Origin of the sequence: Cardiobacterium sp. Marseille-Q4385, assembly GCF_916618745.1 — a bacterium.
Classification (GTDB): Bacteria; Pseudomonadota; Gammaproteobacteria; order Cardiobacteriales; family Cardiobacteriaceae; genus Cardiobacterium.
On sequence record NZ_OU745373.1, the window covers coordinates 2,344,444 to 2,369,445 of the forward strand.

Genomic DNA, 25,002 nt, shown 5'->3' on the forward strand with positions numbered 1-25,002 from the left:
ATATGTCAGGTGAAAATTCTAAAAATTCTGGAGAAATCGGGGAAAAAATTGCATCTACTCTGTTAGAGAAGGTTGGCTGGGAACATCAGATTCAAAATATTTCTATCAGCTGCAATAATAGTAATCATATAAACGATTCAGGTAACCAAAAGAAAAGTCATGGGGACGATATTGTCTATATATATGACAATCCATTTCATGATGAAACCACAATAGTTGCCCATATTTCAGTTAAACATAATTGGGATGGATACTCTGATTTAGAATCAGTTATTAGAAGAAAATTTAATAATGATATTAAAGAGCTGGAACAAATTATCCAGTGTGCACAATATAACTCGGAAATAAATTCTCTTATTGAATCATATGAAGCAAAGATTAATGTAAAGCACATTGGTGTTCTAGTTTGGCTGCATAATGACAAAGACAATATCGATAGAAATATTTTACCAATTATTGCGAAATCCAAACCGAGTTTAGATGGAGATACTCCGTATTATGTAATAGATAGTGGTAGAGCCAGTTTTCTTTTAAGAGTTATAAATGATTTGTCAAATAAATCAAATGGAAATTATCAATTCTATTACCCTAAAATTGGAACATCTATTTTGGTTGATTCGGATAGAAAGGGAAAATTTTTACCTATTGAACTAATATCATCAGACATTATTACTGCTGTTGTTAACGTTGATGGGAAAAATAAATTCTATCTATATAGTCGGGAAGTTTTTAATGAATTGACTTGTAAGAACATGATGGCTTATACATTAAACTTTTCGGCAGGATTGGTTAATGAGATTTGTATTGGCTTTCCTGATTATAACCCAACGCAGGACAGTAATATTGTCAATAGAGTAAATCTTTCTTTCAAGGAAAGAAGTGAAAGAATTCGAGTTTTTTCTTATAAAGAATCAATATTAGATTTATTTTAGGAGTAAATATGACCAAGCAAATTGACTTGAAAGGATTGATACCTTCAGGGACTGAACTTCGCATTCTCCTGAATAGTAATCACATTTCCTATGGAGACATCAGTTCTACGTTAAAGGAGAAAGGGATATTTTGTGGAAATAGCGATAAGATTATTTCTGTACCGCTACTTACAGCAACGCTTTTAACATCGGACCAATATTCAAAAATAATAGATAACTCAATTTCGAGAAGTTCTAAGCCTAAAAATAAAATATCTAGCTTGGAATTAGTAGACTCAGGTGTTGATTTAAACACACCACTTAAAAATTTATTTTCTTCAGATTTTAATCTATTTGAAGGCATACCAAATATTGAGATAACCAAAAAGCCAAATCCAATATTTGACAAAAATAATATTGCAAGAATTAGATATGAAATAAAAAGAATAGATTTCAGTAAAGATTTTTTAAAACGAGAAATTTCTTTTGAGGGGGAAATTTTAGTACAAAAGAAAGATATTGATCTTAAAATAGAATTTCTATCTACCCATACATCAAAAGAAACTGAAACTATAAATCAAAGAATTTGTGTTGCCATTGCAAAAAAGCTGAAAAACTCTGGAATTGTTAAGAGTGATGTTGAATCAAAAATCACTTTTAATTCCTTTGAGGAAATAGAAAGGGTGAGATTTTTTAAAAGGTTGACAGTTGGGAAGGAAGCATTTTTAATATTAGAAGATGTAAATGAAATAGTTATTAACAGAGAAGCTTCAACAAAGCCATTACCTAATGATCCAGAGGTATCATGGATGAATCAGACTGTAAAGCATATGACTATAGATGGCGATCGGTTACATAATATATTTCTAATATCTGATGAAAAATACTATCAATATTACTTCATTGATGACATGACATTAACATATAAGTATGAATTCGGTATTAACAAAGGCCAAGTTATAATTAATTTTTTCTTTAGTTCTTCGTCAACAAGAAAAAAAGGTTTTGATATAAATTCTGAACTCGTTTTTGAAATTATCAGCATTAAAACTGAAAATGATACTCCGGTCAATATCAAAAAAAATATTGAGAATGATATATTGGAAAAAGTTAGAATATTGATAAAAAGTGAATATGAAAAAATTATTGAAGGACGCAACCAAAAATGATAATTTCTTGAAAGTAATGAAAAATTATCCAAGGAAAAACAAAAATAACCAGATTTATTTGTAGAGAGCAAAAATGACTAAATAAAAATCTAGAACTCACCTGGATAGGCAAACACAAACGCCCGAAGCTGGAAGCTCGGATTTTGCTGGAGGATGCGCATAAAGTCGTATCATGCCGAAGTGCGGTCGGAATCGGCAGCGTTTGGTAACCGATTGATTTTCGGTGATAACCTGCTCGCACCTAAAGCTTTGGAGCAGGAATTCACGGGGCAGGTATTTGAACATTACAATGATGGGATCGAACATTCTATTTAGCTTTCTTTAATGAAAGAGCGTTTTGAAATTTTACGCCGATTACTTAGAACGGATGGAGTGTTTTTCTGTCAGCTTAATGAGGATAAAGCAGCTTATTGCAAAGTGTTGATTGATGAAATATTTAGTAGGAATAATTTTATTAGTCACGTTAGTGTAAAAATGAAGCAAATAGCAGGCACCTCTGGCGGAAGTGAGGATAAAAGACTAAAGAAAAATATTGAATATATACTTATTTATGCTCGAGATAAAGATAATCTATTAAGTTTCCAAAAGTTTAATGATGTTTATAATGAAGAAAATCTATTTTATATTATTGATGAAATGGAGAGTGAGGAAAAAAGCTGGAAATATACAAATATACTACTTAGCATAGGAGATTTTGTCGAAGAAAAAATAGTCTTAGATGGCTCTGGTGGTAAAATAAAAATATTAAATGGGTAGTGAGGGCAAAAATAAATACATTAATAGAGGAAACCCTGATGATGCCCACTGACTATGGGCAATGGCTGGCAGACATTAAAAACCGGGTGCTGACCGCACGGCAGAGGGCAGCACTGGCGGTGAATGCCGAGCTGGTATCGCTTTACTGGCATATCGAGCGGGATATTTTGCAACGGCAGGCAGCGCAAGGCTGGGGCAGCAAAGTGATTGACCGTCTGGGGCGGGATTTGCGCGAGGCGTTTCCTGAAATGAAGGGGCTTTCTACCCGTAATCTGATGTATATGCGGACATTTGCAGAGGCCTGGCCAGATTTTGAAATTGTGCAACAGCCTGTTGCACAATTGCCGTGGGGGCATAACCAATTGTTACTTAATCGGATTAAAACGCCGAAGGCCCGCTTGTTCTATGCAGAGAAAGCGCTGGCTGAAAGCTGGTCGCGTACCACGCTGGAAATCCATATCAAAAATGGTCTGCACGAGCGGCAAGGGAAAGCGGTAACCAATTTCGCCGCCCGTTTACCTGCGCCGACTTCTGCGCTGGCGCAAGAAACCTTAAAAGATCCTTATTTGTTTGACTTTTTGAGCCTGAGCGAGGATGCGCAAGAGCGGGAAATGGAAAACGCGCTGGTGCAACATATCGCCCGCTTTCTGCTGGAATTGGGCAGTGGTTTTGCATTTGTCGGGCGACAATACCGCCTGGAAGTGAACGGCGACGAGTTTTTTATTGATTTGCTGTTTTATCACATCCGCCTGAAATGCTATGTAGTGGTGGAACTGAAAGCCACGGCATTTAAACCCGAACACGCAGGGCAACTGAATTTTTATTTGGCGGCAATCGATGCGCAGGTGAAAGCCCCTGACGATAATCCGACTATTGGCCGGCTGCTGTGTAAAACACAAAACCGCCTGGTGGCAGAATATGCCTTATTGGGTATCGATAAGCCGATAGGCATTGCAGAATACGAATTGGTGCGCGTCCTTCCCGAGCCTTTGCTAACTAATCTGCCAACAGTCGAACAGTTAGAAAACGAATTGTCGGATTGGCAGGAAAGCCAATAATTAAAGAATAAGAGAAAAGAGATAAAACCATGACCACAAGCATTCAAAACCACATTAATGGTCGCCTGTCCTTGCGCCCGCCGCAGGCGGAAAGTCTGGCGCGGTTAAGGCAGGCACTCACCGCCGCGCCGGAAATGCTGAAGAAAAAGCGGGATGTCGCGGCGGTGCTGGCAAAACTCAAAGCGGTATTTCCGGACTTGCGCGATTTCGAGCGGGAATTTCCGTCCCTGTGTTTTGCCCTGGCGACCGGCGTCGGCAAAACCCGCTTGATGGGCGCTTTCATCGCTTATCTGCATTTGGCGCATGGCATCAGCAATTTCTTTGTTCTTGCGCCGAATCTCACTATCTATAATAAATTAATTGCCGATTTCACCCCGAATACACCGAAATATGTATTCAAGGGCATCAGTGAATTTTCTCTGAATAGGCCTATCGTCATTACTGGTGATACTTACGAGAATGAAGGTGCGGCATTAACAGACAGTTTGCCGCAAGGATTTTTGCATGACATTCGCATCAATGTTTTTAATATATCCAAAATTAACAGTGAAGTACGCGGCGGCAAGGAACCTCGCATCAAGCGGATGCGCGAGGTGCTGGGCGACAGTTATTTCAACCATTTGGCGAACCTGCCCGATTTGGTGCTGCTGATGGATGAGTCGCACCGCTACCGCGCGCAAGCCGGGATGCGCGCCATTAACGAACTCAAGCCGTTGTTCGGGCTGGAGCTGACGGCGACGCCGTTCGTGGAAGCGGGCAAGGCGCAGGTTGCGTTCCGCAATGTCATCATGGATTATCCGCTGGCGCGGGCAATGGACGATGGTTTTGTCAAAGAGCCTGCCGTTGCTACCCGCCGCCATTTCCAGGCGGGCGAGCATTCGCCGGAGGAAATCGAGCAAATCAAGCTGGAAGATGGCGTGCGCCTGCATGAAACGACCAAAATCGAGCTGCTTACCTATGCGCGCGAAAACGGCGTCGCAGCGGTCAAGCCGTTCATGCTGGTAATTGCCCGCGACACCACGCACGCGGCGCAGCTCAAGGCGCTGCTGGAGTCGCCGCAGTTTTTTGCCGGGCGCTATGCGGGCAAGGTGATTCAGGTTGATTCAAGCAAGAGCGGCAAGGACGAGGAGGAAATGGTCGCCCGCCTGCTCGCGGTGGAAAGCCGCGACGAGCCGACGGAAATCGTCATTCACGTCAATATGCTCAAAGAAGGCTGGGACGTCACCAATCTCTACACCATCGTGCCATTGCGCGCCGCCAATGCCCGCACCCTGATAGAGCAATCCATCGGGCGCGGCCTGCGCCTGCCTTATGGCAAACGTACCGGTGTGGAAGCGGTGGACTTGCTGAGTATCGTCGCGCATGACCGCTTTCAGGAAATTATTGACGAGGCCAACCGGGGCGATTCCGTCTTGCAACTGAAACAGATCATCCTCGATGCCCCCGGCACCAATGAGCATAAAGCCAGTGTGCAAGTCACCAGCAATGCCGAAACTCTGCTCACCGGGAAAGATGGGGCAATGACGGGTGATGCGTTACCGGTTGCCCGTGCCGTAATGGAAGCTATAGGCCAATATGAATACAGGCCGCAAGAAGTGCCGACATCCCAAGCTTTGCTCAAGCCCGAAATTCAGGCGCAAATCACCGCGAATGTGCAGCAAAGCCTGCAAGCCGCGCAGGGCGAATTATTACCCGCTGACCCGCCGGATATTGCCGCTCTCGTCGCGCAGGCGACGCAAATCCTGGTCGATAACACCATCGACATCCCGCGCATTACCGTGCAGCCCGGCGGTGAAGTCAGCAGCGGATTCCATCCCTTCACCCTCGATACCAGCGGCCTGCATCTGCTACCGGGCGAGCGGGAAATCCTAATTCAGAATCTGCATACCAACGCGCAAAGCAGCCTCTCTGCCGGATTAGGAATCAAAGAAAATCGCCCTGAAGACTATATCGTCCATGCCCTGATGGATTTTGACGATATCGATTATTTCAGCCAGTCCGAACTGCTTTATGACCTGGCCGGACAAATGGTGGCGCATTTGCACAGCTATCTATCCGCAGACGAGGCGCTCGACGTGCTCGATAAAAACCGCCGCCTGATTGCCAAACATATCCACGCACAAATGATGGCGCATTTCTGGGAAAAGGCGACGGCTTATGAAGTGAAAGTCAGCCGGGGATTTAGCGCCTTGAAACCCTGCCATTACACCGTGAATGCCGGTGAGCCCGTCCATCCTGTGCGGGAAACGCCGAAAGACGTGAACCGCATCCGGCAAATGCTATTCGGCAATTTCCAAAAATGCCTGTACCCCCGGCAGAAATTCGATTCCGATACCGAACGCCGCTTCGCCGTTATTTTGGAACGCGATGCCGAAAAATGGTTCAAACCCGCCAAAGGACAATTCCAGATCTATTACCAGCTCGGCACGGAAAACCGCGAATACATTCCCGATTTCGTTGTGGAAACCGCTGATGCTGTCTGGCTCGCAGAAATCAAAGCGCGCGCGGATATGGAAACGCCGGAAGTGCGGGCGAAAAGCGCCGCTGCCGTCGAATGGTGCAAACACGCCGCTGCATACGCCCAGACACACGGCGGCAAACCGTGGCGCTATCTCCTGATTGCGCATGATGAAGTCAACGAAGCGAAAAAACTGGCGGATTTTTCCCGCTTTGTGGTGAATGACTAGGTGGCCGCCAAGCGGGATAGATTCTGGGCTCTCCAACGGCAGCCTGTCTCAGCCGCCGAGGTAGGCTTTGCGGATGGCGTCGCTGCCGAGCAGGTTCGCGCCGGTGTCGCTGTGGGTGATTTTGCCGAGTTCGAGGATGTAGCCCCGGTCGGCGATTTGCAGCGCTTTGTGTGCGTTTTGTTCGACGAGGAAGATGGTGATGCCCTGGGCGCGGATGTCTTTGATGATGTCGAAGATCTGCGCAATGATGATCGGAGCAAGGCCAAGCGAGGGTTCGTCCAGCAGCAGGACTTTCGGCTGCATCATCAGGCCACGACCGATGGCAAGCATTTGCTGTTCGCCGCCGGAGAGTGTGCCCGCGCGCTGGCGGCTGCGTTCTTTGAGGCGCGGAAAGAGGTCGTAGATGTGGGCGAGGTTTTTCTGGTTGGCTTCTTTGCTGTGGTGGAAACCGCCGAGTTCGAGGTTTTCTTCGATGGTGAGCGCCGGGAAGATGCGGCGTCCTTCCGGAACGAGCGCGATGCCGCTTCTGCTGATTTTGTGGGTGGGGGTGTGGGTGATGTCCGCGCCGAGGTAGGTGATTTTGCCGCTGCTGGCGCGCGGGCTGCCGCAGATGGTGTTGAGCAGGGTGGATTTGCCCGCGCCATTCGCGCCGATGAGGGTGACGATTTCGCCTTGTTCGACGCTGAGCGAGACGCCTTTCAGCGCTTCTATCTGGCCGTAGTGGGTGTGCAGGTCGGTGAGGGTGAGCATCAGGATTCTCCGAGGTAGGCGCGCACGACTTCGGGGTTGTTGCGGATGTCGTCCGGACTGCCGTAAGCGATGGGGCGGCCGTATTCCATCACCATGATGTGTTCGGAGACGCGCATGATGAGGCTCATGTCGTGTTCGATGAGCAGCACGCTGATGCCGTGGCGGTCGCGCAGGGTTTCGATGAGGGTGACGAGGGCGGCGGTTTCTTGCGGGTTCAGGCCGGCGGCGGGTTCGTCGAGGATGAGGACGCGCGGCTCGGTCATCATGCAGCGCGCGATTTCAAGGCGGCGTTGCTGGCCGTAAGCGAGGCTGCCCGCTTCGTGGTTGGCAAAGGCGCGCAGTTCGAAGGTGTCGAGCCAGGTCGCCGCGCGTTCTTTGGCGGCCCGCTCGCTGGCACGATAGGCCCGGCTGTGCAGGATGCCGCTGAGGTATCCGGTGTTCAGGCGGTTGTGCCGCGCGATGAGCAGGTTTTCCAGCACGGTCATGTCGCGGAAGAGGCGGATGTTCTGGAAGGTGCGGGTCAGGCCTTTTTGGGCGATGTGGTGGCTGGGCAGGCCGGTGATGTCTTCGCCAGCCAGGGTAACGCGTCCGGCGCTGGGGCGGTAGAAGCCGCTGATGCAGTTGAAGACGGTCGTCTTGCCAGCGCCGTTCGGCCCGATGATGGCGGCGATTTCTTTTTCGCCAAGCGAGAAGTTGACGTTATCGACGGCGACGAGGCCGCCGAATTGCATACGCAGGTTTTCGACGGTAAGCAGGCTCATTCGGGCAGCTCCATTTTCGGGCGTTGCGCGGGGATGAGTCCCTGGGGTCGCCAGATCATCATCAGCACCATGACGAGGCCGAAGATGATCATGCGGTATTGGGAAAATTCACGCGCGATTTCGGGAATGACGGTGAGGGCGACGGCAGCGAGGATGACGCCGGTCTGCGAGCCCATGCCGCCGAGGACAACGATGGCAAGCATGATGGCGGATTCCCAGAAGGTGAAGGATTCGGGACTGACGCCGCCCTGGAAGGCGGCGTAAAAGGCGCCCGCGAGTCCGGCAAAGGCGGCGCCGATGGCAAAGGCCGAGAGTTTGATGGCGGTGGTGTTGATGCCAAGCGAGCGGCAGGCAATTTCGTCTTCCCGCAATGCCTCCCAGGCGCGGCCGATGGGCATGCGCAGCAGGCGGTTGATGACCCACAGGGTGAGCAGGCAGAGGGCGAGGATGATGAGGTAGAGGTAGATGCCGCGCTGTTCGGTATTGAAGGGGATGCCGACGAGTTCGTGGAAGGCAGTCTGGCCTTCAGCGGCTTTTTTGACGAAGACGATGTGAAAGAAGCCGGGTTTGGGGATGTTGTTGATGCCTTGCGGCCCGTTGGTGAGGCTGTCCCAGTTGTTGAGCAGGATGCGGATGATTTCGCCGAAGCCAAGGGTGACAATGGCGAGGTAGTCGCCGCGCAGGCGCAAGACGGGGAAGCCGAGGAGGAGGCCGAAGGCGCCGGCGATGAGGGCGGCAAGCGGTAATACGGTCCAGAAGCCGAAGCCGTGCTGGGCGAGGATGGCGTAGGTATAGGCGCCGATGGCGTAGAAGGCGACGTGGCCGAGGTCAAGCAGTCCCGCGTAGCCGACGACGATGTTCAGGCTGAGGCCGAGCAGGACGTAGATAAGCGCGAGGGTCATGACGTTGACCGCGCCGCGCGAGCCAAAAATGGGGACGAGGAAGGCAGCCACGATCAAGAGCGCCAGCACCCAGCCGCGATGGTTTTCGATAAATTCCGCCGGGCGGAAGGCGCCGGGGCGCGGCGTGCTGCCGCGCAGGCGGTGTTTCATCTGGATGGCGAGCGGCAATAGCAGTTGCAGGATGAAGACGACGACGGCGGCATAGACGCTGTATTGCCACTGTCCGCTCAGGCTGAGGCCCTGCGCACTCTGGTGCAGATGCACGCCGAGAATGGGCAGGGTGATGAAGCAGGTGAGTACAGCGGCAATGACCGCATAGAGCAGGTAGCGCATCAGACTTTCTCCACTTCGGGTTTGCCGAGGATGCCGGACGGACGGATGAGCAGGACGACAATCAGCAGGGAAAAGGCGACCAGGTCTTTGTATTCGCTGGCGAGGTAAGCCGAGGCAAAGCTTTCCGAGAGGCCGAGGATGAAGCCGCCGAGCATGGCGCCGGGGATTGAGCCGATGCCGCCCAGAACAGCGGCAGTGAAGGCTTTCATGCCGGCGACGAAGCCCATGTACGGGGTGATGGTGCCGTAGTAAAGCGCGACCAGGACGCCCGCAATCGCGGCGAGTGCAGCACCGATGACGAAGGTCAGGGCGATGATTTTGTCAGCGTCGATACCGAGCAGTTTGGCCATGCCGATGTCGGAGGCGCAGGCGCGGCAGGCTTTGCCCATTTTCGAGCGCTTGATGAAGTAGTTGAGGCCAATCATGGTGGCGAGCGTGGTCACAAAGATGATGACCTGCAAGGCGGACAGACTGATGCTTTTACCGTCGGCACTGGCGAGCAGCGTCCAGCGCACCGTCAGCACCGGTTGCAGGGCGATGTCTTTGTTGCTTTGTCCGAGGGCGACAAAATTTTGCAGGAAGATGGACATACCAATGGCGGAGATGAGCGGCACCAGGCGCGGGCTGTTGCGCAGCGGCTTATAGGCGATTTTTTCCACGGCAAAGCCGTAGCCGCCGGTAAGCACCACCGCAATCAGTAGGGCGAGGATGATGACCAGCGTCAGCGGCAGGCCGAACGTCGGCAGACCGACCAGGGACACCACGCCGATATAGGCGCCAATCATGTAAATCTCGCCGTGGGCGAAGTTAATCAGGCCGATGATGCCGTACACCATGGTGTAGCCGATGGCGATCAGCGCATAAATGCTGCCGAGGGTCAGGCCGTTAATAATCTGTTGCAAAAAATTGTACATAGTCAACACACGAAAAAGCGGTGCGCCACCATCGGCGCACCGCAAAAGATTAGAGAATTACTGGCTTTTCAGAATCTTGCGCCCGTCGGCGTGCAATTCATAGACGACGGAATGGAAGTCCTTCAAATCGCCGTTTTCTTCAAAGGCAATCTTGCCGATGGCCGTTTCATATTCACCCTTGCGCAATTCCTTGGCGACCGTGTCGGGGTCGTCGCTCTTGCTGCGGTTTGCCGCTTCAGCCAGCACCTGCACGGCGGAATAGGCGGGCATGACGAACGGGCCGTTCGGGTCTTGCTTCTTCGCCTTGATGGCTTCAACAATCGCGGCGTTTTTCGGATCGGCAGAAAAATCCATCGGCACGGTCGCGAGTACACCTTCTGCGGCATCGCCAGCGATGGCGAACAAATCGGCGTTATCAACACCGTCCGCGCCCATGAAGACCGGCTTGAAGCCCTGATCCGCACCCTGACGCAGAATCGCGCCCGCTTCCGGGTGGAAACCGCCCCAATAGACGAAATCGACATTGGCATTCTTCAGCTTGGTAATCAGCGCAGAAAAATCACTTTGCCCCTTGTTCACGCCTTCGATGATGACCGGAGTGATGCCGCGTTTTTTCAGGTCGGCGGCGACCGCATCCACCAGCCCTTGCCCGTAAGCCTGCTTGTCGTGCAAGAGGGCGATAGCCTTCGGCTTGATGACATCGGCGATATAAGCGGCGCTGACCGGCGCGCTCTGCAAGTCCGTACCAATCGTGCGCAGGATGGTGGTGTAACCCTTCTGCGACATTTCCGGCGAGGTGGACGCCGCGGTAATCATCACGATGCCTTCCTCGTTATAAATCTCGGCGGCAGGCATGGTGGAAGCGGAACAGAGGTGGCCGATGACAAATTTCACCCCGTCGGCGACGATTTTGTTGGCAACCGTGACCGCCTGTTTCGGTTCGCAGGCATCGTCGTAGGATTTGGCGACAATCTTCTTGCCGTTCATGCCGCCGTTGGCGTTGATGAAATCAATCGCGGCTTCCGCACCGATCTTCTGAATCGTGCCGTATTGCGTGACCGGGCCGGTTTCGGGACCGGCGAGCGCGACGGTGATGGTGTCATCAGCGGCGTGGGCGGCAGAGGCTGCAGCCAAAGCGAGGACTAACAGGGATTTTTTCATGACAACTCCGTAGGGTTCAGGGGAAAAGGCGGGCAGTTTCAAGAAAGCCCCGGGGCTTGTCAAGCTGCCGGATGGGCGAAAAAGCAGGGAAAAACCGGGGGCAGGATGCGCAAGTGGCATTGAAGGCGTAATTCACTAATCGTTACCGCTTAAGGGTGATGGGAATCGCAGATAAACGATATTTATCGCCAATAACGACCAAAAATAAAAACAGCGTCGCCATAAGTGTAAACAAAGCTCGCTTCACAGCGGAGTCAATGCTTAGGACTTGTTGACGATGAACCTTATGGTGCTGCTCGGCAGTAGCCGTTTTACCGCAAAAATCGGCTGCGCAAGTCAAACGGCGACAGGCTCAAACGCCGTGCTTTCATTCTTCCGCTTGCACTTGAATCTGGTGCTGCACCAACAGGCTTTGCAGTTGGGTAAAGTGTTCCTGCGCCACGCTTGCCCGCAGCCGGCACTGCCAGTCCACCTCCTGTTCCAGAATCTGTGCCCCGGCGCGCTGGCAGTAGTTATAGAGGGTGCTCATCTGAGCGTAGTCAGCGGTGGCGCGGAAGATAATCTGGGGAATCAGTGCTTCCAGTTCGGCCGTCTGCAAGGCGGCGCGGGTGCTTTCTTTATAGGCTTTGATGAGACCGCCGGTGCCAAGCAGAATCCCGCCGAAGTAGCGCACCACAACCGCCAGGGAATTGCTCACGTCAAAGGAGAGTAATTGTTGGTAAATGGGCAGCCCGGCGGTGCCTGAGGGTTCGCCGTCGTCATTGCAGCGGTATTCTTCTGCGCCGAGACGGTAGGCGTAGCACCAATGGCGCGCTTTGGGATGTTCGCGTTTGACTTGAGCCAGCAGGATTTCTGCTTCGGTAACGTCCGCAATAGGGAAGAGGTAGGCGATGAATTTGCTGTTTTTTATGCTGATTTCTGCGGAATGGGGCGCTTTGATACGGTTCATGGGCGATGTCTGGTTGGACGCGGTGGTTTAGGGTGATGAACGCTACTACGGTTTTGGCGTGATGCGAAGGGTAATCCAAAGCTTGTCTCGTTTGACGATGATTCAAGCATCCAGGTTTTATCCCGCTTGATGTTTATCCCTCCTTCCGGTCTGCGGCCAGCTTCCCCCGCAAGCGGGGGAAGGGGTTTCTCCCTCGCTTCGCAACCGCCTGAGAATTTGATGTTTATCCCGCTTGGCGGCGCTTTATTCCTGCCGTTATCCGCTGATTTCCGCCCACCACAGGCGCAGTTTCAGGCCGGTCGCGCTCGTCCAGCCGCTGGTTGAGAGGCGCAGGCGGCCATTTTTGATGATGGCGATGGTCGGCGTGGCGCGGACGTGCAGGGCGGCGCTGATGTGGCCGTCGGCGTCGTTGACCACCGAGAATTGCCAGCCGTGTTCGCGCAGGTAGGCGGCGATGTGGGCATCGTCACCGGATTTGAGGGCGATGCTGACAACGCGGTAGCCGTCGCGGGCGAGGCGGTCGATGGCAGGCGAGGTGTGGCGGCAGTAGATGCACCAGTCGCCCCAGATGTAGAGCAGGGTAGGGCGGTTGTCGTCGAGGTGGAAGGTTTTGCCGTCACTGCTGGTGAGTGCGGGCAGGTTGGCGATGGCGATGCTGTCCGGTGCGCGGTACCAATCAAGCGCCAGGATGGCAGCGAGGATGATGAGCAGATTCAGCAGGATGCTGCGCAGGGTGCGCCACAGGCGGCGCGGGGGGGTGTTCTCGGTCATGGTGTGTTTTCGGGGTGGGCGCGGCGGCCTGCCATACGTTGCAGGATTTTTTCGCCACGATACTGGTGGATGGCGGTCATCAGGATGTGTCCGGCGATGAGCAGGAGCAGCAGCCAGGCGGCGCGGCTGTGCCAAAGATCGCCGAAGCGGGTCGCCACGTTTTCGGCGCTGCCGTCACGACCAGCGGCGGCATCGCGGATGAGGGCGATGGTCGGCACGGTGAGCATGAGGAGGTAAAGCGCAAGATGCCCCAGGCGGGCGGCAAGGCTGGTGGCGCGCGGGCGCTGCTCGGCGGCGACTGCCCATAAGATGCGGGCGAAGACGAGTATGAGGAGCAGGGTGCCGAGGGCTTTGTGCACGGGAATGAGGGTTTCTGTGTGGCCGAAGAGGCGCCAGGCAAGTGCGAGGAGGTACATGCAGGCGATGGCAATGGCCATGCTCCAGTGCAGAGCGCGGCTGATAGTGCCGTAGTGGCTGGGGGTGTCGGGGGTCATTTTTGTCCTTTGTAGTAGTCCATAATTTCTTTCGCTTGTGCTTCCAGTTCGGGGAAGAGGGTGCGTTTGCTGATGCCGAAGGATTCGAGTTCTTGCTTGATGTCGGCTTTGCTTTCCGCTTTGACGAGGATTTTTTGGTTATTTGAGGCGAGGCGTTGCCATTCATCAGGGATGACAGCGGCTTCTGTTTTATTGTCTTTGATGCCGAATATTAGAAAGCAACCTTGTTGCCGTGAAATACGGGCGTTATTGAGTTTGGCACGGACGCAGAGGACGCGATTAAAGTCACTAGGGTTGATAACTGGGCGGAAATGTGGCTTATCTGTACGAATAGTGTGAAGCAACGAAATTATTTCTTTTTCTGCATTAAAAATCGATATGAATTCATCTTCATAATGTACCTCCATACCGTTCATGTAGTGACTAAGTAAGGTGCCTACTTCAGGTTTATTTTCTAGTAACGCCTTATGTAAATCTCCTAGATTTGATAATTCCTTTATAGAGAGAAGAATCTTTCTATCCACACTGCCTTTTGCATTTTTTTCAGATTTTTCTTGTAGTTGAGAGTAATTGAATAAATAAGATTGAAGAGAAATTGCGGATAAGATAGAAATTGTATCGCTATCCCCATATTTAATCTGTTCATCCGGTATATCCAAAATTATCAGCTCGCCATCTTTATCATAGTGTTGTTCATTCCAGGCAGAAAAATACAAAGCGACCAATGCATTTGTCGTTAAATCGAGCAAGCGGGTGCTGTATCCGTAATGCTGCAATTTCACCAGTTTTTCAAAGAGGGTATCGCTGGGTAAAAAATCATCGGGGCAGTAGGTCAAGGCATCTTTGATGATTTTGTCTTCGTTTTCTATCAGATAGGTCTCCCGATAGATACTGGGCAGTAATTTCCAGCTTTCATCGCCATGACCGCGAAAGAAGCGGGTATGTCCTTTTTCAGGTTCGCCAAGTGTTTGCAGGATTTGGGACAGGTCGCTGATGCTGTTGATTTCGTGCGGGATTTCCTTGCTCTCAGATACTTCATTTTGTTTTTTATCCGTCATGGTTTTTCTCCAGTTTTATTTATGGTTGCCGCCACGTCCAGCGCGCGCAGTTGTTCGAGTTTGTCGGCAAGTTTGATTTCAAAGCCGCGCCGGTTTGGCTGATAGAAGCGAATGCCCGCTTGCAGCATGGCGTCCGGCAGGTAGGTTTGGCCGGCGGCGTAGGCTTGCGGTTCGTCGTGGGCGTAGCGGTAGTGTGTGCCGTAGCCTTCGTTTTTGTGCACAGCGGTCGGGGCGTTGCGCAGGTGCAGCGGCACGGGGTGGGCGGGGTTCGCGCGGACGTAGGCGAAGGCGGCTTTCATCGCTTTGTAGCTGGCGTTGCTTTTCGGCGCGAGGGCGAGGTAGGTGATGGTCTGGGCGAGGGCGAGATAGCCTTCAGGGGCGCCGAGGCGTTCGTAGGTCTGGTAGGCGTTCAGGGCGAGGTTAAGCGCGTTCGGATCGGCATTGCCGATGTCTTCGCTGGCGACGCACAGCATCCGCCGCGCGATAATCAGCGGGTCGGCGCCGCCGTCCACCATGCGCGCGAACCAGTACATGGCGCCGTCCGGATTCGAGCCGCGCAGGGATTTGTGGAAGGCGGAAAGGAGTTCGTAGAACCAGTCACCCTGTTTGTCCAGCGCTTTCGGCTGGTCGGCGAGTGCTTGCGCGAGGGCGTCTTCGTCGCTTGCGCCCTGGCTGCGCAGCAGTGCCCATTCTTCGAGCCAGCCGATGGCTTTTCGCGCGTCGCCGCCGGACTGGTAGGCGATGGTGGCGAGGACGCTGTCGGCTGTGTCGTTGAGGTTGAGCGCGGCCACGCCCCGGCGCAGTTTTTCGATGAGTTCGTCTTCGCTGAGCGGTTGCAGGTGGAAGACGCGCAGGCGGGAGAGCAGGGCGTTGTTGAGATGGAAGGCGGGGTTTTCGGTGGTGGCGCCGATGAGGATGAGGGTGCCGTCTTCGACGTAGGGCAGGAAGGCGTCTTGCTGGGCTTTGTTAAAGCGGTGGATTTCGTCGATAAAGAGGATGGTTTTGCGGCCCAGGCGGCGTTCTTGCTGGGCCTCAAGGACGGCTTCGCGCACTTCTTTGACGCCGGAGAAGACGGCGGAGAGGCGGATGAAGCGCGCGGCGAAGCGGTCGGCAAGCAGCAGGGCAAGGGTGGTTTTGCCGCAGCCGGGCGCGCCCCAGAGCAGCATGGAGAAGGGTTTTTGCTGGGCGATGGCGACGGTGAGCGGCATGCCGGAGCCGAGGATGTGTTTTTGCCCGATGTAGTTGGCAAGGGTTTTGGGGCGCAGGCGTTCGGCAAGGGGAACGTCGCCGCTGCGGCTGAAGAGGGAGGGTTGGCCGGTCATGATGGGATGGTGGGTGATAGGATGTCCGCGTGATTGTACGCAAGTTTGCGGGCAGGTTTGGCAAGAGGGCAGGGCGGTTGTTTGGCGGCATAGGTGCCGGATTCATCAAGCGGGGTTGCCGCGCGCTGTTTTATAGCTAAGATGCTTATTTTTTCATACAGGAGAATGATTATGGCCTACTCTCCCGACTTTCGTAAAAAAGTCCTGGAAACATTAAGTCGTGGATTATCGGTTCGAACTACTGCTGCACTATTTGGGATCCATTTCACGACCATTCAAAATTGGAAGAAACATCCTGAAAAAGCCAAAACACCACAAAAACGACCACCGAAAAAGATCCGCACAGAAGAACTCCTGGCTGATATTGAGATGTATCCAACAGATTACCTAAGCGAACGTGCCAAACGATTCAAATGCACACCCGCTGCTATCAGAAAGACTATGCTACGCAATAAATTTAGTAAAAAAAGACGATACTGAAACACCCCAAGGCTTGTCCGATTAAACGGAATTGGTTCCAACGTTTTCAGACCTGCTTCCGTAAGCGCAAACTACCTTTGGTATATATTGACGAGAGTGGCTTCCGCAAAGACTGGATCAGGCGATATGGTTATTCACTTAGAGGACAGCGTTGTTACGCTGAGCATGATTGGCATGGTAAAAATCAAGTTAATGCTATAGGTGCGGTATATGAGAACAAGCTATTTGCTGTTGGCTTGTTCGAGCATAGCATTAATACTGATATTTTTAAGGCGTGGGTGGAGCAAACCTTGTTACCTGAACTGCCAAAAAACAGTGTAGTTGTGATGGATAATGCAGCTTTTCATAAAAGCAGCGAGATAGCTGATTTATTAAAGAAGAATGGGCATAGGATATTATGGCTTCCACCTTATAGCCCTGACTTAAACCCAATCGAGCATAAATGGGCATGGATTAAATCTATTCGCAATAAACTTCGATTAAATAATATTGACCTATTATTTAATATCTGTATGAATAATTAAGTACATTAGCCATAGGTCATCGTCGGGATAAAAAAAGTGGGCACGATGCCCACTTATTTTGTTATCCAGGGTGTCCGCCCATGTTCATTTGCCGACGACGTCCACGCCTTTGGGTGGGGTGAACTCAAATTGGCTGGCGGGGATACCGACGTTGCGCTTCATGTTGGTGAAGTTGAGGATGGTCTGGCTGCTGCCGCCGTCAATCATCACGGCGCTGATGCTGTTGCCGTCAAGGATGACCCAGAGGGCATCGTATTCTTCCTGGCGGGTTTTCGGTTTCAGGCGGTAGGTGACGCCGTTACCCACCCATTTTTGCAGGCGCGGCGGGGTGAGGTTTTTGACGACGCGGTCGATGTTGTAATTGCGCGAGATGTTGTCTTCGCCGTTCAGGAGTTCGACAGCGACGTCGCCGACGAGTTCGTCACGACCACGGATGCTGATTTGTTCGAGGTCGATGTCGTAGTGGTACACCTTTTTGCCGTTACTGATGATTTTTTGCGGGTTCGGGCTTTGGTAGTCCCAGTAGAATTTACCGGGTTTGGCGACCCACATCTGGCCTTTGCTGGTTTCTTCGCCGCGCTTGTTGTACACGGTTTGGGTGAAGCTCGCTTGCAGGTCTTTGGTGCCTTTCATGAAGGTATCCAGCGCGTTACCGCCGGCGGCGCCGGCAGCAGCGGGTTTGTCAGCAGGTTTTTCTGCATTTGCCGCCGGTTGTTCTGTGCTTGCTGCTGGTTTTTTGTCGGCAGCGGGGCGACGCTGGTAGAGGGAATTGGTGGCGGCCTGTTTGGCAGCGGCAGCATTATCAGCGGGTTTTGTCGCCGCTTGCTGGCTGTATGCGGGCAGGGCGAGGGCTATGCTGAGGCTGATGAGCAGGGTCTTTTTCATGTGGGTTCCTTGTGGTTTGGCGGAGGCGGGATTATGCGGGGCTATGGCTTGCCGCCGCTTTGGCGGCAGGTGACGGGCTTTTAATAGTTGTCACCCATGCCGCCGCCGGTGAGGACTTTGCGCACGCCTTTGTGGTCAGGTGGGGAAACAAGGCCGGCGCGTTCCATGACGTCCACCATGCGCGCGGCGCGGTTGTAGCCGATGCTGAGGTGGCGTTGCAGGCCGGAGATGGAGGCTCTGCCGGATTCGATGACGACTTGCACGGCCTGGTCGTAGAGTGGGTCGAGTTCGGCATCGTCGCTGTCTTTGCCGCCGCCGTTGCCATTACCGTTATTCGTGGCGGCAGGGGCGAGGATGGCGTCTTCGTAGTCGGGCTCGCCCTGGGTTTTGAGGTAGGTGGTGAGGCGGTCCACTTCCTGATCGTCAATGTAGGCACCATGAACGCGGCGCGCGCCGCCCACGCCGGGCGAAAGGAAGAGCATGTCACCATTGCCGAGCAGGGTTTCCGCGCCCTGGCCGTTCAGAATGGTGCGCGAGTCGATTTTGGAGGAAACCTGGAAGGCGATGCGCGTCGGGATGTTGGATTTGATAAGGCCGGTGATGACGTCCACAGAGGGGCGCTGGGTAGCGAGGATGAGGTGGATGCCCGCCGCACGTGCTTTTTGCGCGATGCGCGCGATGAGTTGTTCGACGTTTTTGCCGGCGACCATCATCAGGTCGGCGAGTTCGTCAATAACGATGACGATGTAGGGCAGGGTTTTCAGTACGGGCGGCTGGTTAGCGAGGCCGATATAGAGAGCGGGGTCAACTGTCGGATCGGTGATGCGTTCGCCGCGCGCTTCGGCTTCGCGGATGACTTTGTTGAATTCGTCCATTTTGCGCACTTTCAAGGCGACCATGAGCTGGTAGCGGCGTTCCATTTCGGCCACTGCCCAGCGCAGGGCGTTTTCGGCGTCGCTCATATCGGTGACAACCGGGGTGAGCAGGTGCGGGATGTCGCGGTACATGGCGAGTTCGACGGTTTTCGGATCCACCAGGATGAGTTTGAGTTCGTCCGGCTTGGACTTGTATAGCATGCTGGCGAGGATGACGTTGATACCGACGGATTTGCCCGAACCAGTGGTGCCGGCAACGAGCAGGTGCGGCATTTTGCCGAGATTGGTGATGACGGGTTTGCCGCTGATGTCCGCGCCGAGGACGACGGTGAGCGGGGAGGTCTCTTTTTGGTATTGCGGGGATTCAAGAACGCCGCGCAGCGGCACCATTTCCCGCTTGCGGTTCGGGATTTCAAGGCCGATGAAGGGGCGACCGGGGATGACTTCAACAACGCGCACACTAGGCACAGAGAGGAGGCGGGCGATGTCACGGTCAAGGTTGGTGATGGAGCTGACTTTGATGCCGGGGGCGAGCGAGAGTTCGATGCAGGTAACGACCGGGCCGACGGTGATGTTTTCGACGCGCACGCTGAGTTTGTAGTTTTTCAGCGCCTGTTCGACTTGCATCGCCATTTCGTCCAGTTCTTCGTCGCTGTAATCGGCGACGGCGGTGGTGCCCGGATTGAGGAGGTTCAGGTCGGGCAGCCGATAGGAATTGTTTTGCGCAGTGGCGATGGGAGCGGATACCGCGCGAGTGGCAGTCAGGGTGATGGCGCCGCCGTTGCTGCCGGTGGCGACGTTATTCAGGCGGACACGCAGTTGCGGTTCGTGGCGACCGTCTGTGTTTTCTTCGGCTGCATTGTCGGCGGTGTTATCACCGTCGTTATCCAGCGCGGTGAAGTCTTCTTCGTCCATTTCCTCCAGTGCTTCGTCGTTTACCGGGTCGTTGATAGCGGGCGGGTAAGCCTCGTTTTCGTCGCCACGCAGTGGCAGTCCAGCGTTCTGGCGGCGGGCGAAATAGTCGCTTTTCGGGCGGTATTCTTCTTCGTCGCTAGGTTCGGTAGAGGTTTCTGCGGTGACATTCTGCGCTTTGTAATGCGCCCAGCTGATGTTTGGCTCGCTGCGCTGCGGCGTCGCCGAGGCATCATCTTCCGGCGGGGTGTAACGCGGAGGTGCGCGGAATGGCGGCGGTTCGTCGCCATCCAGTTCGGTCATGCCGCTCAGGCCGAAGGGATTGTTGTTTTGCGGCGGGCGCGGCGGCACGGTCTGCATTACCGGCGTGTGCGGCGCGCGCGCGCTACGGCGCTGTTTGCTCTTGTTGACGAGGTTCAGCAGTCGGTCGCGCAGATTGGGGAAGATAGCGGCAGCCGAGGCCATCGCGCCGCCAGTGCCCGCGTTGCTCGCTCCTGCGTCATCGGAGGAAGCAAATACACTGGGACGGCGGGTCGCATCCGCCGTTGCTATCTTGCGCGTATGGAGGAAGTGATGGATTTTGCCATGTACCCAGTTGTAGAGATTGATACCCCATTGCCCGACGGTATCCAGTATTTTTGCCCAGTTCAGTTCCGCGAGCAGGGTGATGCCGATGAGGAACAGCAGGGTGTAGATGCTCATCACCAGCTGCACCGGCCACATTTTCAGCAGTTCAATGGAAATTTTTAGCCCGACCACGCCACCGCCGGTGACAGCAAGCGAGTTGATTTTGACGTCGCAATGCAGCGACAGGATGCCGCACAGCGAGATGATGGCAATTACCAGGGCAAAGCATTTCCAGATCATCAATTCGGCGTCAATTTGCGCACGACACACGCTTTGCCAGCCTATAGTTGCTACGCCAAAAGGCAGCAGATAAGCAGCATAACCGAGCAGGGAAAAGAGCAGGTCTGCGGTATAAGCACCGAGCGTACCGAGGAAATGACGGGTTTCCTGCGCTTCGCCAGATGTACTCCAGCCCGGGTCAGTGTTGTGATAACCGAATAGAACCAAGAGCAGCACAAAGGCGGCGGCAATAGAGAGAATGAACCATAAATCGGAAATGCCACGGCGCAAATGATAACGCCAGCTATCAATCGGGGAGGGAGGGGACATAAGGCGAGTTATTTTGCTAAGACGTAATTAAAGAGCGGCATTGTAAAAAAATACCGGCGGGTTTACCACAGAAAAACCCGCCCGGCAGGCGCGCGGGGCGGGCGGAAAACATGGAAGGAATCTCACATCATCGCATCTTTCATCAGCTGAAACGCTTCCGGATTAGCGGTAGGAATCTGCTCGCCATTGGGCAGACGCATTTCCAGATGATCAGGGTGCACGCGGAATATCTTGCGCTGCCCCTCGCTGTCGATGGCGATATGACTGCCGTCCGGCAACCACTCAAAGCGTCCTTTGCTGGTGCGGTCCTTGTCGTCAATGCCGAGCATCCGGGTGCGCGTCTGATAAGTCATATCCGGCTTGAGGACGATCATCGTAGCCACGCCCTCGCAGGTCGAACACGGCAGAATTCCCTGATACGTCCCCGGCCATTGCACCGTCTGCCGGGCATTATCGACTACCGCTGTATCCCCGCGCATGACCGGGCGCACCACCACATCATCTCCTTTCTTGCCGGAAGATGAACAGCCGCTGAGTACAGCGAGCAGACACAACAGAAAAAAACGATTCAGCATGATGAAAAATCCGAAAAAACAACGGCGGCACATAATAGGAAAAAACCACTGCCGTGCAAGTATCAAAAAGGTCACATCCTGTTGTAAACGCGAAACAAAACCAGCGGAACGGGACGCGTATAATACGCGCCCTTTGACCACGGAAAGCAGACCACCATGCGCCTCACCGCCATCCGCCTCGCCGGATTCAAATCCTTTGCTGATAACACCACCTTTCCGGTAGATGCCCCCGTCACCGGCATTATCGGCCCGAACGGCTGCGGCAAATCCAACATCATCGACGCCGTGCGCTGGGTACTGGGCGAGACCGCTGCCAAACAACTGCGCGGCCAGGCGATGACTGACATCATCTTTGCCGGCGCGGCGAACCGGCGGGCAGCGGGCATGGCGAGCGTCGCCCTGCACTTCGACAACAGCGACGGCAGCGCGGGCGGTGCGTTTGCTGACTACGCCGAGCTCATCATCGCGCGCAAAGTCGGCAGCGACGGCCAATCCCAATACAGCATCAATAACAAACGCGTGCGGCGGCGCGACATCGTCGAACTCCTGCAAGGCACCGGCGTGGGCGCGCGCAGCTACGCCGTCATCGAACAAGGCATGATCAGCCGCATTATCGAAGCCAAACCCGAAGAACTGCGCAGCTACATTGAAGAAGCGGCGGGCATCGCCCACTACAAAACGCGGCGTAAAGAAAGCGAAGCGCGCATGACCGACGTGCGCGAACACCTCACCCGCCACGACGACCGCCTGCAACAACTCGGTAAACAGCGCGACAAACTCGCCCAGGAAGCCGCTACCGCCCGGCAGTGGCGCGAACTCAACCAAAAACAACAACACCTCGCACACCGCCTGCAAAGCTGGCAATACCACCAAACCCAACGCCAGGTGGACGCCGCCCAAAGCCAATACCAGGAAGACCGCGCCGCCCTTGAAGACCTCTTTGCCCACAGCGGCATCGACGAAGCCCAACTCGCCGCCCTCGCCGAACAACACACTGCCGCCAAAGAAGCGCACAAAAACGCTGAAAACCAGACCCTGCAAAGCGCCGCCCAACTGGCCCAACTGCGCCGCGCCCTCGAAAAAGACCGCCAGAGCCAACAACACCTCGCGCAAAACGCGCGCGACCACGAAGCCCGCCTTGCCCGCCTGCGCCAACAAAACGGCGAAGACGACGGCCAGCAACAACAACACCGCGTCGAAATCGGGCGTCTTGAACAACAACTCACCGCCGAACGCCCCGCTCTCGACAAAGCCCGCGCCGCCAGTGACGCCGCCCGCGCCGCCGCCGAAACCCTGCGCCACAAACTCGACGCCAACCGCGAAACCCGTCACCACGCCGAAAACCGCCTCTACACCGCCACCCACCGCTTAAACGACGCCCAAGCCCAATACCAGCGTCTTGAACAGCGCCGCGCCGAACCCATCGGCCAAGAAGATGAAGAAGACGACGACACACTCGAAACCCTCGCTCTCGAACAAGAAACCCTCGCCATCGCTCTGGAAACCGCCGCCGAAACCCTCGCCGCCGCCGAAGAGGCCGTGCAGACCGCCCAAGAACAACACCACGCCAGCGAAAACCGCCTGCGCCAACAACACACCCAGCGCGAACGCCAACAAACCGAACTTGACACCCTGCGCCGCCTGCAACCCCCGCCTGCCGCTGATAGTGCCCAGCCTGATGTTCCCCGCCTCAGCGAACACCTGCGCGTGGACCCCGTCTGGCAAACCGCCATTGGCCGACACCTCGGCGAACGCCTGCACGCCAGCATCGGCGCCGCTCACTGGCAACACGCCCTCACTCACGGCCATCCCCAACTGAGCGGTGGTGGCGTACCGGCGGCCTGGCAACCCTACCTCGCCAGCGACGCCGACCTGCACCCCTGGCTTGGTCACCTACAACCTCTCGCCAAACACGACCACGACATCCGCCCGGACGACCTCGCCGACGGCGTCCAATACCTCACCCTCGATGGCAGCAGCATCAGCCGTAGCAGCGTCCAGCCTGCCCCCGCCGCCGACGACCAACTCGCCCGACAAAGCCGCATCGCCACCCTCGAAGCCGCCCTCGCCGCAGGCGAAACCGCCCTACGCGCCCTCGAAGCCGAACACCAGACGCAGCAAGAAACCCTTGCTGGCGCCATCGCCCAACGCGACAACGCCCGCCGCCAGCACGAACAGCACGAACAACAACAACGCGAACATAGCCACCGCCTCGCCCTCAGCCGCCAACAACAACAACACCGCGCCACCCTGCGCGCCCAACAACAACGCGCCGCAGCCACCCTCGCCGAAGACATCGCTGCCGCCGCGCGCCACCTCGAACAAGCCAGACAAGAACAAACCCAGGCCGAACAAGCGCTTGCCACCCTGCCGCCCATCCAGGCCCTCGAATACGAATACCAGGCACAACACGCCCACTACCAGGAAACCGCGCGCATCACCCAACAACACGAAGAACACATCCGCGCCGCCGAAACCGCCCTCGAACAACATCGCGCCCACCTCGCCGCCGGCGAAAAACAACAAACCCGTCTCGCCGAAGACATCGCCGCCACCGAAACCGCCCTCGCCACGCTACACGAACAACTCGAAACCCTCGCCCTCACCCTCGAAGAAAACCACCTCAGCTTCGAAACCCACGAACAAACCCACGCCGAAAACGAACAACACCGCGCCCTGAGTGCACAAACCCTCGAAAAAATTGCCCACGAACTGCACCGTGAACAAGAAGCCCAGCGTGAACGCGCGCACCGCCGCCAACTCGCTGAAGAACGCCTGCAACACCACCAACAACAAATCGAACAACTGCACCAGCAACAACAGCGCATCATCGCCGAACTTCTCAGCGACAACCACGAACCCCTGCCGGAAGCCGCCGAAGACGAAGCCGCGCTCAGCGCCGACATCCGCACCCTCAAACAACAAAAAGAAGCACTCGGCGCCGTCAACCTCGCCGCCATCACCGACTACGACAGCGCCGAAAACGAATACAGCGCGCTGGAAACCCAATGCCGCGACCTGCGCGACACCCTGGCGCTGCTCGAAGAAGCCATCAACAAACTTGACGACGAAACCCGCAGCCGCCTGCAAGAAACCCTGGACATCGTCAACCGCCACTTCGCCAACCTCTTTCCCATCCTCTTTCGCGGCGGCGAAGCCGAACTCGCCTGGACGGAAGGCGACATACTGGATGCCGGCATCACCATCGCCGTGCGCCCGCCCGGCAAAAAAGTCAAAAACCTGAGCGTCCTCTCCGGCGGCGAAAAAGCGCTGACCGCGCTTGCCCTCGTCTTCGCTCTTTTCCGCCTGAACCCCGCGCCCTTCTGCCTCTTGGACGAAGTGGACGCGCCGCTGGATGACGCGAACGTTGGCCGCCTCAGCAACCTCCTGCGCGACATGGCGACACAAACCCAATTCATCGTCATTACCCACCGCAAACGCACCATGCAAACCTGCGACCACCTCATCGGCGTCACCATGAGCGAACCGGGCGTCTCCCGCCTCGTTGCCGTGCAGTTCGCCGAATGACCCGACACAACCTTGCCGGACAGCGTCAGCAACCACGCCGCTTGATGGCCT

General features: G+C 54.6%; 21 protein-coding genes. 8 read left to right on the forward strand and 13 right to left on the reverse strand.

What is annotated here, in order from left to right; all coding sequences use genetic code 11:
* Window positions 1–2 precede the first annotated feature (2 nt).
* The 5 genes from LG374_RS11190 (at window position 3) to LG374_RS11210 (ending at window position 6,581) form a co-directional block, all read left to right on the forward strand.
* Window positions 3–932, forward strand: a complete 930-nt coding sequence (locus tag LG374_RS11190; protein WP_225757775.1) for a hypothetical protein — start codon at window positions 3–5, stop codon at window positions 930–932.
* An 8-nt stretch (window positions 933–940) separates the two neighbouring features.
* The gene (locus LG374_RS11195; protein ID WP_225757776.1) at window positions 941–2,080 is read left to right on the forward strand and encodes a hypothetical protein; all 1,140 of its coding nucleotides are present in this window, start codon (window positions 941–943) and stop codon (window positions 2,078–2,080) included.
* 324 nt (window positions 2,081–2,404) lie between these two features.
* The gene (locus LG374_RS11200; protein ID WP_225757777.1) at window positions 2,405–2,836 is read left to right on the forward strand and encodes a DNA methyltransferase; all 432 of its coding nucleotides are present in this window, start codon (window positions 2,405–2,407) and stop codon (window positions 2,834–2,836) included.
* Window positions 2,837–2,874: 38 nt separating this feature from the next.
* Window positions 2,875–3,894: a YhcG family protein gene (locus tag LG374_RS11205; RefSeq protein ID WP_225757778.1), complete on the forward strand. Its 1,020-nt coding sequence runs from the start codon at window positions 2,875–2,877 to the stop codon at window positions 3,892–3,894.
* A gap of 29 nt (window positions 3,895–3,923) precedes the next feature.
* Window positions 3,924–6,581, forward strand: a complete 2,658-nt coding sequence (locus LG374_RS11210; protein WP_225757779.1) for a DEAD/DEAH box helicase — start codon at window positions 3,924–3,926, stop codon at window positions 6,579–6,581.
* A 48-nt stretch (window positions 6,582–6,629) separates the two neighbouring features.
* Here LG374_RS11210 and LG374_RS11215 read toward each other — a convergent pair whose 3' ends face one another.
* From LG374_RS11215 to LG374_RS11260, 10 genes are all read right to left on the reverse strand, one after another.
* Complete coding sequence (locus LG374_RS11215) at window positions 6,630–7,331, reverse strand: ABC transporter ATP-binding protein (protein WP_225757780.1); 702 nt, start codon at window positions 7,329–7,331, stop codon at window positions 6,630–6,632.
* The gene (gene livG / locus LG374_RS11220; RefSeq protein WP_225757781.1) at window positions 7,331–8,092 is read right to left on the reverse strand and encodes a high-affinity branched-chain amino acid ABC transporter ATP-binding protein LivG; all 762 of its coding nucleotides are present in this window, start codon (window positions 8,090–8,092) and stop codon (window positions 7,331–7,333) included. Before livG ends, LG374_RS11215 begins: the two co-directional genes overlap by 1 nt.
* Window positions 8,089–9,327: a high-affinity branched-chain amino acid ABC transporter permease LivM gene (gene livM, locus LG374_RS11225; protein WP_225757782.1), complete on the reverse strand. Its 1,239-nt coding sequence runs from the start codon at window positions 9,325–9,327 to the stop codon at window positions 8,089–8,091. The genes livG and livM overlap by 4 nt, the downstream gene beginning before the upstream one ends.
* Window positions 9,327–10,241, reverse strand: coding sequence for a high-affinity branched-chain amino acid ABC transporter permease LivH (livH, locus tag LG374_RS11230; protein ID WP_225757783.1), 915 nt, complete (start codon window positions 10,239–10,241; stop codon window positions 9,327–9,329). The genes livM and livH overlap by 1 nt, the downstream gene beginning before the upstream one ends.
* A 57-nt stretch (window positions 10,242–10,298) precedes the next feature.
* A complete protein-coding gene (locus LG374_RS11235) occupies window positions 10,299–11,402 on the reverse strand; it encodes a high-affinity branched-chain amino acid ABC transporter substrate-binding protein (protein ID WP_225757784.1) in 1,104 nt (367 codons plus the stop codon).
* 367 nt (window positions 11,403–11,769) lie between these two features.
* Window positions 11,770–12,351, reverse strand: coding sequence for a YigZ family protein (locus LG374_RS11240; RefSeq protein WP_225757785.1), 582 nt, complete (start codon window positions 12,349–12,351; stop codon window positions 11,770–11,772).
* Between the two features lie 255 nt (window positions 12,352–12,606).
* Window positions 12,607–13,122 (reverse strand): protein disulfide oxidoreductase, encoded by a 516-nt coding sequence (locus tag LG374_RS11245; protein WP_225757786.1) that lies wholly within the window; start codon window positions 13,120–13,122, stop codon window positions 12,607–12,609.
* A complete protein-coding gene (locus LG374_RS11250; protein WP_225757787.1) occupies window positions 13,119–13,616 on the reverse strand; it encodes a cytochrome b in 498 nt (165 codons plus the stop codon). The genes LG374_RS11245 and LG374_RS11250 overlap by 4 nt, the downstream gene beginning before the upstream one ends.
* Window positions 13,613–14,674 (reverse strand): FRG domain-containing protein, encoded by a 1,062-nt coding sequence (locus LG374_RS11255; protein WP_225757788.1) that lies wholly within the window; start codon window positions 14,672–14,674, stop codon window positions 13,613–13,615. Before LG374_RS11255 ends, LG374_RS11250 begins: the two co-directional genes overlap by 4 nt.
* Entirely contained in the window at window positions 14,671–15,996 is a 1,326-nt protein-coding gene (locus tag LG374_RS11260) for a replication-associated recombination protein A (protein WP_225757789.1), read from the reverse strand. The genes LG374_RS11255 and LG374_RS11260 overlap by 4 nt, the downstream gene beginning before the upstream one ends.
* A gap of 171 nt (window positions 15,997–16,167) precedes the next feature.
* On the opposite strand from LG374_RS11260, the gene LG374_RS11265 reads away from it, so the two are divergent.
* Together LG374_RS11265 and LG374_RS11270 are read left to right on the forward strand one after the other, a co-directional pair.
* Window positions 16,168–16,476, forward strand: a complete 309-nt coding sequence (locus LG374_RS11265; protein WP_225756322.1) for an IS630 transposase-related protein — start codon at window positions 16,168–16,170, stop codon at window positions 16,474–16,476.
* A 20-nt stretch (window positions 16,477–16,496) separates the two neighbouring features.
* Complete coding sequence (locus LG374_RS11270; protein WP_225758026.1) at window positions 16,497–17,000, forward strand: IS630 family transposase; 504 nt, start codon at window positions 16,497–16,499, stop codon at window positions 16,998–17,000.
* Between the two features lie 84 nt (window positions 17,001–17,084).
* On the opposite strand, the gene LG374_RS11275 is transcribed toward LG374_RS11270, so the two are convergent.
* From LG374_RS11275 to LG374_RS11285, 3 genes are all read right to left on the reverse strand, one after another.
* Entirely contained in the window at window positions 17,085–17,885 is an 801-nt protein-coding gene (locus LG374_RS11275; RefSeq protein ID WP_225757790.1) for an outer-membrane lipoprotein carrier protein LolA, read from the reverse strand.
* A gap of 80 nt (window positions 17,886–17,965) precedes the next feature.
* A complete protein-coding gene (locus LG374_RS11280; protein WP_225757791.1) occupies window positions 17,966–20,848 on the reverse strand; it encodes a DNA translocase FtsK in 2,883 nt (960 codons plus the stop codon).
* A 122-nt stretch (window positions 20,849–20,970) separates the two neighbouring features.
* Entirely contained in the window at window positions 20,971–21,423 is a 453-nt protein-coding gene (locus LG374_RS11285) for a copper resistance protein NlpE (RefSeq protein WP_225757792.1), read from the reverse strand.
* 156 nt (window positions 21,424–21,579) lie between these two features.
* On the opposite strand from LG374_RS11285, the gene LG374_RS11290 reads away from it, so the two are divergent.
* Window positions 21,580–24,951 (forward strand): chromosome segregation SMC family protein, encoded by a 3,372-nt coding sequence (locus LG374_RS11290; protein ID WP_225757793.1) that lies wholly within the window; start codon window positions 21,580–21,582, stop codon window positions 24,949–24,951.
* Window positions 24,952–25,002: the final 51 nt, after the last annotated feature.

Excerpts from the sequence above, each read along its gene's own strand:
- LG374_RS11250 (WP_225757787.1), bottom strand. The coding sequence starts at position 13,616 with ATGACCCCCGACACCCCCAGCCACTACGGCACTATCAGCCGCGCTCTG.
- LG374_RS11275 (WP_225757790.1), bottom strand. The coding sequence starts at position 17,885 with ATGAAAAAGACCCTGCTCATCAGCCTCAGCATAGCCCTCGCCCTGCCC.
- LG374_RS11255 (WP_225757788.1), bottom strand. The coding sequence starts at position 14,674 with ATGACGGATAAAAAACAAAATGAAGTATCTGAGAGCAAGGAAATCCCG.
- LG374_RS11215 (WP_225757780.1), bottom strand. The coding sequence starts at position 7,331 with ATGCTCACCCTCACCGACCTGCACACCCACTACGGCCAGATAGAAGCG.
- LG374_RS11260 (WP_225757789.1), bottom strand. The coding sequence starts at position 15,996 with ATGACCGGCCAACCCTCCCTCTTCAGCCGCAGCGGCGACGTTCCCCTT.
- LG374_RS11235 (WP_225757784.1), bottom strand. The coding sequence starts at position 11,402 with ATGAAAAAATCCCTGTTAGTCCTCGCTTTGGCTGCAGCCTCTGCCGCC.
- LG374_RS11195 (WP_225757776.1), top strand. The coding sequence starts at position 941 with ATGACCAAGCAAATTGACTTGAAAGGATTGATACCTTCAGGGACTGAA.
- LG374_RS11280 (WP_225757791.1), bottom strand. The coding sequence starts at position 20,848 with ATGTCCCCTCCCTCCCCGATTGATAGCTGGCGTTATCATTTGCGCCGT.
- LG374_RS11265 (WP_225756322.1), top strand. The coding sequence starts at position 16,168 with ATGGCCTACTCTCCCGACTTTCGTAAAAAAGTCCTGGAAACATTAAGT.
- LG374_RS11285 (WP_225757792.1), bottom strand. The coding sequence starts at position 21,423 with ATGCTGAATCGTTTTTTTCTGTTGTGTCTGCTCGCTGTACTCAGCGGC.
- livM (WP_225757782.1), bottom strand. The coding sequence starts at position 9,327 with ATGCGCTACCTGCTCTATGCGGTCATTGCCGCTGTACTCACCTGCTTC.
- livH (WP_225757783.1), bottom strand. The coding sequence starts at position 10,241 with ATGTACAATTTTTTGCAACAGATTATTAACGGCCTGACCCTCGGCAGC.
- LG374_RS11200 (WP_225757777.1), top strand. The coding sequence starts at position 2,405 with ATGAAAGAGCGTTTTGAAATTTTACGCCGATTACTTAGAACGGATGGA.
- LG374_RS11210 (WP_225757779.1), top strand. The coding sequence starts at position 3,924 with ATGACCACAAGCATTCAAAACCACATTAATGGTCGCCTGTCCTTGCGC.
- LG374_RS11240 (WP_225757785.1), bottom strand. The coding sequence starts at position 12,351 with ATGAACCGTATCAAAGCGCCCCATTCCGCAGAAATCAGCATAAAAAAC.
- LG374_RS11245 (WP_225757786.1), bottom strand. The coding sequence starts at position 13,122 with ATGACCGAGAACACCCCCCCGCGCCGCCTGTGGCGCACCCTGCGCAGC.
- LG374_RS11205 (WP_225757778.1), top strand. The coding sequence starts at position 2,875 with ATGATGCCCACTGACTATGGGCAATGGCTGGCAGACATTAAAAACCGG.
- LG374_RS11290 (WP_225757793.1), top strand. The coding sequence starts at position 21,580 with ATGCGCCTCACCGCCATCCGCCTCGCCGGATTCAAATCCTTTGCTGAT.
- livG (WP_225757781.1), bottom strand. The coding sequence starts at position 8,092 with ATGAGCCTGCTTACCGTCGAAAACCTGCGTATGCAATTCGGCGGCCTC.
- LG374_RS11190 (WP_225757775.1), top strand. The coding sequence starts at position 3 with ATGTCAGGTGAAAATTCTAAAAATTCTGGAGAAATCGGGGAAAAAATT.